Here is a 13,109-nt window from a genome sequence, read left to right as displayed (position 1 = left end):
CCTCGGGTCGGCGACCCTGATTTCGTCGATGGTGCCAGACTTTGCGAGCTCACACTCCCTTTTTCTCATCCAGACCGCCGCGGCGGGACGTCTGTCAAAAGTCTCCGTCTGGTGATAGATTGCGCCATCCCGCATAACCCGCACTCGCGCCACGTAGCCGACGCTGCCGTCTTGCACTTGCGCGCGGTAATTGTGCCCACTATCGCTCCCTTGTTCGGTTCACGGGGATGCAATTTGGTACATTGTGCCAAATCCAGCTCCGAAGCAGGTGGAACTGGTACAAAACGAATGTGAGAAAGACGGAGAAGAAGGTGCCGCAAGGTCCTGATAAAAATGAAACAAATTGGTGCCTAAAGAAATCGGTGTTCGCCGTTGCGCCGATGATCGACTGGACGGACCGCCATTGCCGCTATTTCCATCGGCAACTTACGGGCCTGGCGCTTCTCTATACCGAGATGATTGTTGCCGACGCTGCCATTCACGGCGATCGTGAGCGCCTGCTCGGCTTTGACGGGAGCGAACACCCCGTTGCACTTCAGCTTGGGGGATCCGATCCTGAAAAACTCGCCCGAGCTGCCGAGATCGGGGCTGGCTTTGGGTATGACGAGATCAATCTCAATGTCGGTTGCCCATCGGACCGGGTCCAGTCGGGAACCTTCGGCGCCTGTTTGATGAAAACGCCGGACGTCGTGGCGGCGGGTGTTGCGGCGATGAAGGCACGGGTTTCCGTACCGGTGACGGTCAAGTGCCGGATCGGCGTGGACGATCAGGATACCGAAACGGCGCTTGATGCACTTGCCGATGCGGCTTGGTCAGCGGGAGCCGATGCGCTTTGGGTGCATGCCCGCAAAGCCTGGTTACAGGGGTTGAGCCCCAAGGAGAACCGGGAGATTCCGCCGCTGGATTACGATCGTGTCTATCGCCTCAAACATGGGAATCCGGACCGCTTCATCGGTATCAATGGCGGCATTGTTACCCTCGAAGAGGCGCGCCGGCATCTTGAGCATGTGGATGGCGTGATGCTGGGGCGGGCGGCCTATCAGAATCCGGCGCTGTTGGCGGATGTCGATGCCTTTCTCGAAGGGGTATCGTCGCAGCCGGTAGACTTTGACGCGCTGATTGAGACTATGGCCGACTATGCCGATCAGCATATCGCGCGGGGCGGCCGGCTGTCGCATGTGACAAGACACATGATCGGCCTGTTTCACGGATTTGACGGTGCACGCCGCTATAGGCAGATCCTTTCAAGCAAGGCCACAAGGCCGGGGGCGGGAGGGGATGTCCTGCGTGAGGCATTCGCGGCCGTTGACCTCACTACAAAACGCGATGCGGCCTGAGAACGATCCCGACAAATGGAAATTGCATTTGGCCCGCATCAACGCTAGCTAGGCGACGCTGCGTCGGGTCTGAGAGGGGGCGTCATGAACCTGCCCATGGGCGAAATCGCCATGTTTTCTGCTGCACTGGCGGCGGCGGGCGTCGTGGCAGGCATCCTCGCCGGTCTTTTCGGCATAGGCGGCGGTGCGATCCTGGTCCCCGTTTTTTATCAGGTGTTTGGACTTGTTGGCGTGGATGAGGCGGTGCGCATGCACCTGTCCGTCGGCACGTCGCTTGCCATCATCGTGCCGACCTCCCTGCGCTCCTTCCGCGCGCATTATCTGCGGGGCGCGGTGGACATGGATCTGTTGCGCAGCTTCGTCATTGCCGTGCCGACTGGTGTTGTCCTGGCATCGCTTGTCGCGGCTCATGTGTCCAGCAGCGGGTTGCGGGCGATCTTCGCGGTGATTGCCTGTCTGGTGGGTATCCGGCTGCTTTTGAACCGGCAGACCTGGCATCTTGGAACCGAGATTCCGGGCAATCCAGCCCGTTCACTGGTGGGAGCGTTGATCGGTTTCTTCTCCACGTTGATGGGCATTGGCGGCGGTGTTTTGAACAACACCTTCATGACGCTGTTCAACCGTCCCATGCACCAGGCTGTGGCGACCTCGTCGGGGGTGGGCGTGTTGATCTCGATCCCTGGTCTCTTCGGCTATGTCTGGGCCGGATGGGGCGAGCCGCTGCTGCCGGTGGCCTCCACCGGTTATGTGAACTGGATTGCCGTCCTGCTCATCATACCGATCACGCTCCTCGTGGCACCGCTCGGTGTGCGGATCGCCCATGCGCTCGACAAGAGGAAGCTCGAAACGGCGTTCGGCATTTTCATGATTATCGTGGCCGCCCGTTTTGGCTGGAGTCTGCTTTAGGCTAGGTCGCCACTCCTTTATCTCAATGTTTCGCTTGATCGGTTGCTGCAATGCCTGTGCGTGGTTCGACAAGCTCACCATGAGGGAGGGTTTCACCGGGCTTCATCTGGAGCAGCGGCAGAGAGGCGTTGTTCGCTAGCGCCACCGTCCCTCATGGTGAGCTTGTCGAACCACGCACCAGTCCTGACCCTAGATCAGCTTCCGCTCAAAGCGGTTGTAGCGCATGGAATAGAAGGGTACGGGCGCCCCCGGCTTGAGCTCCGGATCAACCTTGAGACGCTGTTCCAGATCATCGAGGATTGTGCAGGTGATGAGCGGAACCTCGGTTTTTTTCGCCTCCGGAATGGAAAGCCATACCAGCTCCTCCAGCTCATGGGTCGGGCCGCCATCGGGCAGTTCCACCGCCACATCGTCACGCCACGCGGCCAGAAACCGGGTGTCGAAGCGGCGCACACGACCGGGCGGCGTGATCGCACGGGCGATGTAACGCAGGCCGGAGAGCGAGGGGCAGACGTCGTTTGTGGCAAAGCCCTGCCAGTCTCTTGCCGTGGTGGAGAAAGGGCCTTTCTCGCCGATCAGCAGACCGGCTTCCTCATAGGTTTCGCGAATGGCCGACATGGCGACGGCGCGTGCCCGCGCCGGTGTCGCACGTGATCCGGTGCCGATCAGCCGGCGCTCTTCGTCAGGGTGCAGGCCCGCGGCCACGGGAATGCGGCCATCGGCGGGATCGGTACGCCCTCCCGGAAACACGAAACGGCCGGGCATGAAAGCGTGTTTGCGATGGCGACGTCCCATCAAAACGCGCACTTCGTCACCGCTTCGGTCAAGCAGGATGAGCGTCGCCGCATCCCGTGGCCGCATGGGCTTGCCGCCGAGCGAAAAATCCTTTGCCTCAGCGCGATCGACGGCGGCCTTGTCGAGACCATCCATGCGATTGGGGCGCTCGCTCATGGCCTTCTCCTAAGAATGTTTTTCCAGTTCCGGGTGTGTGTCTGCCGGTTCGTCTTCATCGCCGAACCCGTGCATGTAATAGGCCCATTGGAGCCCGACGATCGAACCCTTGATGGGGCCGATCAGAAGGAGAGACATAATCAGCGTGACCGGCACCCAGATCGAAAGATGCACCCAGCCCGGCCAATCGGTGAACGCCTCCATCCCCATGAACGCGCCGACAACGACGTGGCCGACGATGAAGATCACCAGATATGCGGGCAGGTCATCGGCGCGGTGATGGTGGAATTCCTCGCCGCATGCAGGGCATTTGTCCGCGGTTTTCAGATAGGCGCGAAAAAGTTTCCCTTCGCCGCAATTGGGGCAGCGTCCCATGAAGCCGCGTTTCATGGCCTCCACAAGCGGGCGTTCAGGCTTCTTTTCAGTTGCTGCGCCGCCGTAGATATTCTCTTCCATTATCGTCTCCTGCCCTGCGAGGCGCGGCGGCTCTTACCCGAGGTGCGGCCTGGGCGACCCCTGGCCTTGTGAAACGATTTCATCGACCCCGGCAGTTTCTCGGGCTTGCTCAGCATTTCAAACCGCATGGCGCCGGCCAGCGGCGCAATTTCGACGAGCCGCACCGACACGCTGTCACCAAGCTGAAAGCCGCGCCCACTGCGCTCACCCACCATGGCATGCCGTGCTTCGTCATAGATATAGTACTCGTCTCCCAGTGTGGAGACAGGCACAAAGCCATCGGCACCGTATTGCGGCAACTGGACAAAAAGTCCCGCCTTGGCCACGCCGGAGATGCGGGCATCGAACTCTTCGCCCAGACGACCCGACAGATGCTCGGCCACAAGCCGGTCAACCGTGTCGCGCTCGGCGGCCATGGCGCGGCGCTCGGTTGCCGAGATGAGAGCAGCCGTTTCTTCCAGCCGGGATTCCTCGTCCTGTGTCAGCCCGTCCTTGCCAAGCCCGAGAGCCGCAATCAGCGCGCGATGGACGATCAGATCCGCATAGCGGCGGATGGGCGAGGTGAAATGGGCGTAGCGACGTAGGTTCAAACCGAAATGGCCAAGGTTTTCAGGTGCGTATACTGCCTGGCTCTGCGAGCGCAGCACGACTTCGTTGACCAGTTGCTCGTGTTCCGTGTCACGCACGCGGGCGAGGATCGCGTTGAACTGGGCGGGCTTGAGCTGCGCCCCTCGCGCCAGCGAGATCTCGAAGGTGCGCAGAAATTCGCGCAGGGCTTCCTGCTTGGCAAGCGATGGGGCGTCGTGGACGCGGTAGACGAGCGCCTGACGCTTGGCCTCCAGTGTCTCGGCCGCAGCCACATTGGCCTGCACCATGAATTCTTCGATCAATTTGTGCGCATCGAGACGCGGCGGTACGACCACGCGATCGACAGTGCCGTCCTCCTTCAGGAGGATCTTGCGCTCAGGCAGGTCGAGTTCCAGCGGCTGACGGTCATCGCGCCCGCGTTTCAGGACGGCGTAGGCCGCCCAGAGCGGCTTGAGGATGTGGTCAAGAAGCGGGCCGGTCTTGTCGTCCGGTTCCCCATCGATGGCCTTCTGAGCCTGCTGATAGGAGAGTTTCGCCGCCGAGCGCATAATGACACGATGGAAGCTGTGGCCGACCTTCCGCCCCGACGCAGAAAAACGCATGCGTACGGCAAGCGCAGGGCGCGGTTCGCCCTCGCGCAAGGAGCACAGATCGTTGGAAATGCGCTCGGGCAGCATCGGAACGACACGGTCCGGAAAATAGACGGAATTGCCGCGTTTCAGGGCCTCCCGGTCGAGTGCGGAACCCTGCCGCACATAATGTGCCACATCGGCGATGGCCACCGTGGCGATGAAGCCACCCGGGTTTTTCTCGTCCGGATCAGGCTCAGCCATGACCGCATCATCGTGGTCCTTGGCGTCGGCCGGGTCGATGGTGATGAGCGGCAGGTCGCGCCAGTCTTCGCGGCCTGAAAGCGTGACGGGCTTTGCGGCTTCCGCCTCGGCGATCACCCCTTCGGGGAAGATATGTGGAATCTCGTGCGCGTGAATGGCGATCATGGAGACCGCCTTTTCACTGGAAAGCGAACCGATGACCGAAATCACCTTGCCGCGCGCGGGGCCGTAGCGCCCGCCGGAAATGGGCTCGATCTCCACCAGATCGCCATCCTGCGCGTCGTTCAGATCGTTGCCGTCAATCACGAGTTCGCGCTGGGTGCGCTCGACGGGCTCGATGCGAAACACGCCATCCTTCGACTTGCGGATGACGCCAAGAATGCTCTGCCGCCGCTTTTCGAAGACCTTCATCACGCGGCCCGTATAGGCGGGACCTTCACCATTATCCGTGGGGAAAACGCGGGCCAGCACGCGGTCGCCAATGCCAGCAGGCTTGCCGCCCTTTTGAGTGCGGATTTCCACGAGGGGCAGGGGGCCTTCCCCTTCATCCTGATCCTCGCGCTCGGCGGGCCTTGCCAGAAGCGCGCCGGCGGCGTCGCGCGAGAATATGTCGAGCACTACCACATGAGGCAGCGCGCCCGGACGAAGAAGGCGCTTGCGCGTTTTCTTCAAAAGTCCCTCGTCCTGAAGGTCACGCAGAATATCCTTCAGCCAGATACGGTCGCCACCCTTGAGACCGAACGCCTTGGCGATGTCGCGCTTCGACGTGCGATCAGGATTGTCCTTGATAAAGCGCAGCACTTCGTCGCGACTGGGCAATGCCGAACCGGACGACCCTTTGGCCGTTTGTGTGCTGGCCGACCGGGCCTTCGATTTCGACTTGCCGGAGATGCTGCGCGCCAAGGCGTTATTCCTCTTTCCTGGCTGCGGTCTTTTTCTTTGCCGCGGTTGTCTTCTTGGCCGTGGTCGCCTTCTTGGCCGGCGCTTTCTTCTTCGCCGCCGGCTTCTTCTTGCCGCCCTTGGATGCTTTGGCCGCGATCAGTTCGAGCGCTTCCTCGAGCGTCACGTCCATCGGGTCCTTGCCCTTGGGAAGGGTCGCGTTGACCTTGCCGTGATTGACATAGGGGCCGTAGCGCCCGTCGCGGACGGTGATCTTGCCGCCCCCGTCGGGGTGATCGCCAAGCTCCTTGAGAGCTGTCGGCGTCGAACGTCCGCGCCCGCCCTTGGCCTGTTTCTCCGCAATCACCGTGACGGCGCGGTTCAGCCCGATGGAGAACACATCCTCGACGCTTTCCAGATTGGCATAAGCGCCGTCATGCAGCAGGAAGGGGCCGTAGCGTCCAATGCCGGCGGAGATCATCTTGCCGGATTCAGGATGCTGGCCGACATCACGCGGCAGCGACAGAAGCGCAAGCGCCTTCTCGATGTCGATGGATTCGGGCGCCCAGCCCTTCGGCAGCCCGGCCCGCTTGGCTTCCTTGCCTTCACCACGCTGGATATAGGGACCGAACCGGCCGGAGCGCAGCGTGATCTCCTCTTCGGTGTGCGGGTCCTTGCCGAGCACCTTGTCGCCGTCGAGACCGTTTTCGCCATTCTCGCCATTGCCCGCCTCCCCGAACTGGCGGGTAAACCCGCACTCGGGATAGTTGGAACAGCCGACGAACGCACCGTGGCGACCGAGCTTGAGAGAGAGCTGGCCGCTCCCGCAGCGCGGACAGGCGCGCGGATCGCTGCCGTCTTCCTTGGCGGGGAAGGCGAGCGGGGCCAGTTCCTCGTTGAGCGCATCGAGAACATTGGTGACACGAAGTTCCTTGATCTCGTCCACATGGCCCGAGAAATCCTGCCAGAAATCACGCAGAACCTCCTTCCATGAAAGCTGGCCATCGGAAATCTTGTCGAGCTTTTCTTCAAGATCTGCGGTGAAGTCGTATTCCACATAGCGTTCGAAGAAATTTTCCAGAAATGCCGTGACCAGCCGGCCCTTGGCCTGCGGCATGAGCTTGCGCTTCTCGATCGTCACATAGTCACGATCCTCAAGCGTCTTGAGCGTCGCCGCATAGGTAGAGGGGCGGCCGATGCCGAGCTCTTCCATCTTCTTGATGAGCGAGGCTTCCGAATAGCGCGGCGGCGGCTCGGTCGTGTGCTTGGTGGCGTCGATCTTTTCGCGCGTCTGCATCTCGCCTTCGTGAATTTCAGGCAGGCGGCGGCTTTCCTCATCCTCGGCGTTTTCGTCCTTGTCGATTGCATAGGCGGCAAGGAAACCCTCAAACCGGATGACCGATCCGACGGCACGCAGCCCGGCATTGCGAGCCCCGTTCTCGGCAACGATCTCGACCGTCGTACGCTCAATCTCGGCAGGCTGCATCTGGCTGGCGATGGCACGTTTCCAGATTATTTCGTAGAGACGAGCCTGATCCGCATCGAGATAACGGCGCACCTGATCGGGCGTGCGGGAGAAATCCGTCGGACGGATGGCTTCGTGCGCTTCCTGCGCATTCTTGGCCTTCACCGAATAAAAGCGCGGCTTCTCGGGCAGATAGCGCTCGCCGAACTCGGCGCCGATCGCCTTGCGCGCCTGATCGAGCGCCTCAGGCGCCATCTGAACGCCGTCGGTACGCATATAGGTGATCAGACCTGCCGTCTCACCACCGATGTCAATGCCTTCGTAGAGGCGCTGCGCCACCTGCATGGTGCGCGAGGCACCGAAGCCGAGACGCGAGGACGCGGCCTGCTGCAGGGTCGATGTGGTGAAGGGCGGCGCGGGATTGCGCCGCGTCGGCTTTGCCTCGACGGAGACTGCTCTGAAGGAAGCACCCTCAAGCATCGCAGTGATGTCGTCGGCCTGCTCCTGGCTCTTGATATCGAGCTTCTGCAGTTTTTTACCGTCGATGGTCGTCAGGCGCGCTTCAAAACTCTCCTGGCGCGGCGTGGAGAGCTTTGCTGCAATCTGCCAGTAATCCTCGCGGATGAAGCGCTCGATTTCCGCCTCGCGGTCGCAGACGAGGCGCAGCGCTACCGATTGGACGCGGCCCGCCGAGCGCGCTCCAGGCAGCTTCCGCCACAGGACGGGCGAAAGTGTAAAACCAACCAGATAATCAAGTGCGCGGCGCGCAAGATAGGCATCGACGAGCGGCGCATCGAGTTCACGAGGATGGGCCAGTGCGTCGAGCACGGCCTTCTTGGTGATGGCGTTGAAGACAACGCGCTGCACCGGCTTGTCCTTGAGAACCTTTTTCTGCCTCAGAACTTCCAGCACATGCCAGGAAATCGCCTCTCCCTCGCGGTCGGGGTCGGTGGCGAGTATCAGCGTATCGGCATCCTTCACAGCCTTGGCGATGTCGCTTAGTCGCTTGGAGGAGGGGCTGTCCACGCTCCACGACATGGCGAAATCCTCGTCAGGACGCACCGAGCCATCCTTGGGTGGAAGGTCGCGGACATGGCCGAACGAAGCCAGAACCTTGTAGTTCGAACCCAGATATTTGTTGATGGTTTTCGCCTTGGCCGGCGACTCGACGATAACGAGATCCATAAGCTTTCAGATTTCCCCGCAGGCGTCCGGCATCTGGCGGCGCCTCGCAATTTGAACGAATCCAGCCTCGTCACATGGCCGTGCTTTGCCGTGCGGTCAAGGGTCAACGGGAATTTCGTCCGCTGGAAAGGGTCTGTGGACAGTTTTTGTTTATCGTAAATTTTCCGTTTATTTGTTTATAATGGTGTGTATACTTCATCTGGGTCCTAATGGAGAATGATCGGGGACGGCGGATATCGGGCAACACCAGGGGTGCCGCGCGCTGGAAGGGAGTGTCGGCGAATGGGCGAACATTGTGGTGGGGGCCGAACCGACGCACTTGATTATATGCAGGCAATGCTCGGTCAGTTGCGAACCATGGCGCTTGCGGAGCGATGTGACCTGCTCGCATACATGATTGAGATGGCGTATCTCGAGGCCGGCGACATTATTCGCGGCGACCAGCCCTGTCGTTTTCAGGGGAATGCGAGGGGGCTAGATGTTCCCGGGAAGAAGCGAGACCGCGCTTCCTGAATGCCGCTCAAGCCGACCGGCAAGATCAAGCTCGAGCAGAATGGTGAGAACCTGTGAGGGATGAAGGCCGGTATGGCGGATAATATCGTCTGTCAGCACGGGGGTGGGGCCCAGTGCCTGAGTGATTTTATCACGGTCGCTATCGCTGGGAGGCGGAGCCGCCGAGACAGGCGAGGGTTCTTCAAGGCTTTCTGTTCTCGGCAGCGGTTTCTCCAACAGGGGAATTATCTGCGAAACGATGTCATCGGTTTCGGTGACCAGGATCGCACCGTCTTTCAGGAGCGCATTCGTGCCGCCCGCGCGTGGATCGTAAGGTGATCCCGGTACGGCGAAGACAAGCCGTCCCATCTCTCCGGCCAGCCGAGCGCTTATGAGAGAACCGGAGCGCTTTGCCGCTTCGACCACCACAAGACCAAAGGCGAGACCCGCGACCAGGCGGTTACGGCGGGGAAAATCGCGCGCCCGCGGCACCCAGCCGAACGGCATTTCGCTCAGCACGGTTCCCCGTTCCGCAATTTCCTCAAAAAGCGTGAGATTTTCGGGCGGGTAGGGGCGATCAAGACCGCCGGCAAGCGCAGCGATGGTGCCACTGTCGAGGCTGCCCTGGTGGACCGCGGCATCGATCCCGCGGGCAAGTCCCGACGCGACGGAGAAGCCGGCCTTTCCGAGCTCGGCCGCCAGTTGCCTTGCCATCTTTATGCCGGTGAGCGATGCGTTGCGCGCTCCGACCAGTGCGATTGTCGGCCTGAGTGCAACGGAAAGATCCCCCTTCATCGCGAGCAGTGGGGGCGGCTGGTCCATACGGCGCATTAACGGGGGATACTCAGGTTCCCCGACAGCGACGAAACTGGCGCCCAGGCGTCTTGCTTCTTCCAGTTCCCGCTCCACATCCGTGAGGGAGGCGATAACGATACGCCGCGTCGCTCCGCCGCGAGCCGCAAGCTCCGGCAACATCTTTAGCGCGGTTTCGGCCGAACCGAAGTGATTGACGAGTTGGCGGAAAGTGACCGGGCCGACATTCTCGCTGCGTAGTAGCTGCAACCAGGCGAGGCGCTGACGGTCGCTAAGCCGAGCGCCTTCGTCAGCACTCATCACCCCTTGCCCCCGATGCGTGTTTCAGTCCCCGCCATCAAACGCGATATGTTTGTGCGGTGCTTGATAAACACGATCGCGCTCATCAACACAAAGAGTTCAGCCACCTGAACATAGTCCAGCAGATAAAGTCCGAGCGGAACGGCGAGCGCGGCGACTAGCGCCGAAAGCGACGAATACCGCGTGACGAAGGCCACGGTGAGCCAGACTGCGGCGAAGATGATGGCACCCGGCCAGGCGAGCGCAATCAGGACGCCGAGATAGGTTGCCACTCCCTTGCCGCCACGGAAGCCTAGCCAGACAGGAAAGAGATGGCCGAGAAACGCGCCAAGCCCTGCCGCGATTGCCTGATCGGGGCCATAAAGACCGGCAAGCAAAACGGCAGCCGTGCCTTTGAGTGCATCGCCAAGGAGCGTAAGGGCAGCGAGTTTCTTGTTGCCTGTGCGGAGTACATTGGTTGCACCGATATTGCCCGAACCGATCTTGCGGACATCGCCAAGACCGGCGAGGCGTGTAACGATCAAGCCGAACGGAATGGATCCGAGCAGATAACCGAACAAGAGCGCTGCGGCGAGATAGGGCAGCGCAATCTGCCAACTGATGGGATCCGGCATCTGGTTCTCTCCCTCGAACCTTCTTTCGCTCAGGCCGTGAATACTGTGCGGCCTGCAACCATTGTTTGCAAGACCCGACCCTGCATACGTGCGCCCTCAAAGCATGTGTTCTTCGACAGCGATCGAATGTCTGCCTCGCGTACGATCCACGGCGCGCCGAGATCTACCAGTGCAAGATCAGCGTCCGCACCCGGCTTGAGTGTGCCGCCGGGAAGCCCGAACAATCGCGCTGGTGCGGTGGACAGACACTCGATGAGGCGCATCAGTGACAGGTCGCCATTGTGATAAAGGCGCAATGATGCTGCCAGCAATGTCTCGAGACCGATGGCACCGGCTTCGGCTTCGGCAAACGGTAGGCGCTTTGTGTCCACGTCCTGCGGGTCGTGCGAGGAAACGATAATATCGACAACCCCGGTTTTCAGTGCCTCCACCATGGCGACCCGGTCATCTTCTGTGCGCAAGGGCGGCGAAAGCCGGAAGAATGTGCGGTAATCGCCGATGTCGTTTTCGTTCAGCGTCAAATGGTTGATCGAGATGCCTGCGCTGACATCCGCTCCTTCATTCTTGGCCCGTGCGATGGCCGCTGCCGACATTGCGGTGGAGATTTTCGCGGCGTGGTAGCGGCCTCCGGTCAGGGTGGCGAGCATCAGGTCCCGGCTGAGCGGTATGGTTTCAGCCTCGCGCGGAATGCCGGGAAGCCCGAGCCAGCTCGCGAAAAGTCCCTCATTCATCACGCCTGAGGAGGCCAGATGCGGATCCTGTGTCTCGTGGGCTATGGTAATGCCCAGATCGCGGGCGTAGGTGAGGGCACGCCGCATCACCAGTGCGTTGTCGATTGTCGAACGCCCCTCGGTAAGCATCACGGCCCCGGCTTCGTGCAAAAGCCCAAATTCCGAAAGCTCCTTTCCCGCAAACCCCTTGGTTACGGATGCAGCAGGAAACACGTTGATGGTCGCCGTATCGCGTGCGGTGCGTTTGACGAACTCCACCAGAGCCACATCGTCGATCACCGGGGAGGTATCGGGCATCATGATGACGGACGTCACGCCGCCTGCTGCTGCGGCCCGGCTTGCTGAGGCGATGGTTTCACGGTGTTCCGCGCCGGGCTCACCTATGAACACGCGCGAATCCACAAGACCGGGGATGACAGCGTGCCCCTGGCAATCGACGATTTCAGCGTTTTCAGGGGTGCCCTGATTATGGGCATCGGCACCTGCGGCAAGGATTTTGCCGTCGGCGACGATGACCGAACCGTTTTCGTCTATGTCACGCGAGGGATCGACAACACGAGCGTTCTGAAAGACGGTCGCGCTCATGTCACGTCTCCCTCGGTGTCACGTCTTGGGTCAAGCAACGCTTCCATCACGGCCATCCGCACGGCAACGCCCATTTCCACCTGTTCCTGAATCAGACTTTGCGGTCCGTCTGCGATCTCGGAGGCGATTTCGACTCCTCGATTCATGGGGCCCGGATGCATCACCAGTACATCATCCCTGGCTACCTTCAGCTTTTCCGAATCCAGGCCGAAATGGCGGAAATACTCCCGTACCGAGGGAATGAGCGATCCTGCCATTCGTTCGCGCTGCAATCGGAGCATCATCACAATATCCGCTCCCTTCAGGCCCTCGTCCATCCTCGTGAAGGGTTCCACTCCCATCTGGCCGATGCCGGCGGGAAGAAGCGTCGAGGGCGCAACGACCCGCACCCGCGCGCCCATGGCGTTCAGCAAAACGATGTTCGAGCGCGCCACGCGTGAATGCAGAACGTCACCGCAGATCGCCACGGTGAGCCCGCCAATGCGGCCTTTCGCGCGACGTATCGTAAGTGCATCGAGCAGAGCCTGTGTCGGGTGTTCATGAGCGCCGTCGCCCGCATTGACGACTGAGCATGAAACCTTCTGGGCGAGGAGCGCCGCAGCGCCGGCCGCAGCGTGCCGGATCACCAGAATATCCGGCCGCATGGCGTTCAGCGTGATCGCAGTGTCGAGCAGCGTCTCGCCCTTCTTGGTCGAAGAGCTTGCGACGGACATGTTCATGACATCCGCGCCGAGCCGCTTGCCAGCCAGTTCGAACGAAGACTGGGTCCGTGTGGAGGCTTCGTAGAAAAGGTTGATATGTGTACGGCCGCGCAGCGCGGCCGTCTTCTTCTCCTGCCGCCTTGAAATCGCAACGGCCGCATCGGCACGGTCGAGAAGTGTTTCGATGTCGAGGGGCGACAGCCCCTTGATGCCAAGCAGGTGGCGGTGTGGGTAAAGTGGGAAAGAGGCGTTTGTCATCTCAAGAGCCTGCTA

At 61.0% G+C, this 13,109-nt stretch carries 10 protein-coding genes; 2 read left to right on the top strand and 8 right to left on the bottom strand.

Annotation, left to right across the window (positions count from 1 at the left end; all coding sequences use genetic code 11):
• The first annotated feature begins 380 nt into the window (after positions 1-380).
• Positions 381-1,337 carry a tRNA dihydrouridine(20/20a) synthase DusA gene (gene dusA, locus P2W41_RS10765; protein ID WP_404934966.1) on the top strand — a complete coding sequence of 319 codons (957 nt, stop codon included), beginning with the start codon at positions 381-383 and terminating at the stop codon, positions 1,335-1,337.
• Between the two features lie 84 nt (positions 1,338-1,421).
• Positions 1,422-2,243, top strand: coding sequence for a sulfite exporter TauE/SafE family protein (locus P2W41_RS10760; protein ID WP_404933124.1), 822 nt, complete (start codon positions 1,422-1,424; stop codon positions 2,241-2,243).
• A 189-nt stretch (positions 2,244-2,432) separates the two neighbouring features.
• Here the strand turns inward: P2W41_RS10760 and P2W41_RS10755 are convergent, their stop codons facing one another.
• The 8 genes from P2W41_RS10755 to P2W41_RS10720 all read right to left on the bottom strand — a co-directional run bounded on the left by P2W41_RS10755 (position 2,433) and on the right by P2W41_RS10720 (position 13,094).
• A complete protein-coding gene (locus P2W41_RS10755; protein WP_404934965.1) occupies positions 2,433-3,173 on the bottom strand; it encodes an NUDIX hydrolase in 741 nt (246 codons plus the stop codon).
• A gap of 30 nt (positions 3,174-3,203) precedes the next feature.
• Positions 3,204-3,650: a DUF983 domain-containing protein gene (locus tag P2W41_RS10750; RefSeq protein ID WP_292895447.1), complete on the bottom strand. Its 447-nt coding sequence runs from the start codon at positions 3,648-3,650 to the stop codon at positions 3,204-3,206.
• Positions 3,650-5,974 carry a ribonuclease R gene (rnr, locus tag P2W41_RS10745; RefSeq protein ID WP_404933123.1) on the bottom strand — a complete coding sequence of 775 codons (2,325 nt, stop codon included), beginning with the start codon at positions 5,972-5,974 and terminating at the stop codon, positions 3,650-3,652. The genes P2W41_RS10750 and rnr overlap by 1 nt, the downstream gene beginning before the upstream one ends.
• A gap of 4 nt (positions 5,975-5,978) precedes the next feature.
• Entirely contained in the window at positions 5,979-8,600 is a 2,622-nt protein-coding gene (gene topA, locus P2W41_RS10740) for a type I DNA topoisomerase (protein ID WP_404933122.1), read from the bottom strand.
• 474 nt (positions 8,601-9,074) lie between these two features.
• Positions 9,075-10,205, bottom strand: coding sequence for a DNA-processing protein DprA (dprA, locus tag P2W41_RS10735; protein WP_404933121.1), 1,131 nt, complete (start codon positions 10,203-10,205; stop codon positions 9,075-9,077).
• The gene (gene plsY, locus P2W41_RS10730) at positions 10,205-10,819 is read right to left on the bottom strand and encodes a glycerol-3-phosphate 1-O-acyltransferase PlsY (RefSeq protein WP_404933120.1); all 615 of its coding nucleotides are present in this window, start codon (positions 10,817-10,819) and stop codon (positions 10,205-10,207) included. The genes dprA and plsY overlap by 1 nt, the downstream gene beginning before the upstream one ends.
• 29 nt (positions 10,820-10,848) lie before the next feature.
• The gene (locus P2W41_RS10725; protein ID WP_292895457.1) at positions 10,849-12,135 is read right to left on the bottom strand and encodes a dihydroorotase; all 1,287 of its coding nucleotides are present in this window, start codon (positions 12,133-12,135) and stop codon (positions 10,849-10,851) included.
• Positions 12,132-13,094, bottom strand: coding sequence for an aspartate carbamoyltransferase catalytic subunit (locus P2W41_RS10720; protein ID WP_404933119.1), 963 nt, complete (start codon positions 13,092-13,094; stop codon positions 12,132-12,134). The genes P2W41_RS10725 and P2W41_RS10720 overlap by 4 nt, the downstream gene beginning before the upstream one ends.
• Positions 13,095-13,109: the final 15 nt, after the last annotated feature.

Source organism: Nitratireductor sp. L15S-10, assembly GCF_045011005.1.
GTDB lineage: Bacteria > Pseudomonadota > Alphaproteobacteria > Rhizobiales > Rhizobiaceae > Nitratireductor.
This window is presented reverse-complemented; position numbering and strand designations above follow the sequence as displayed.

Bases quoted from the DNA above. Each gene is read 5' to 3' on its own strand.
- topA (WP_404933122.1), bottom strand. From the start codon at position 8,600: ATGGATCTCGTTATCGTCGAGTCGCCGGCCAAGGCGAAAACCATCAAC.
- P2W41_RS10750 (WP_292895447.1), bottom strand. From the start codon at position 3,650: ATGGAAGAGAATATCTACGGCGGCGCAGCAACTGAAAAGAAGCCTGAA.
- P2W41_RS10720 (WP_404933119.1), bottom strand. From the start codon at position 13,094: ATGACAAACGCCTCTTTCCCACTTTACCCACACCGCCACCTGCTTGGC.
- P2W41_RS10760 (WP_404933124.1), top strand. From the start codon at position 1,422: ATGAACCTGCCCATGGGCGAAATCGCCATGTTTTCTGCTGCACTGGCG.
- plsY (WP_404933120.1), bottom strand. From the start codon at position 10,819: ATGCCGGATCCCATCAGTTGGCAGATTGCGCTGCCCTATCTCGCCGCA.
- dprA (WP_404933121.1), bottom strand. From the start codon at position 10,205: ATGAGTGCTGACGAAGGCGCTCGGCTTAGCGACCGTCAGCGCCTCGCC.
- P2W41_RS10755 (WP_404934965.1), bottom strand. From the start codon at position 3,173: ATGGATGGTCTCGACAAGGCCGCCGTCGATCGCGCTGAGGCAAAGGAT.
- dusA (WP_404934966.1), top strand. From the start codon at position 381: ATGATCGACTGGACGGACCGCCATTGCCGCTATTTCCATCGGCAACTT.
- P2W41_RS10725 (WP_292895457.1), bottom strand. From the start codon at position 12,135: ATGAGCGCGACCGTCTTTCAGAACGCTCGTGTTGTCGATCCCTCGCGT.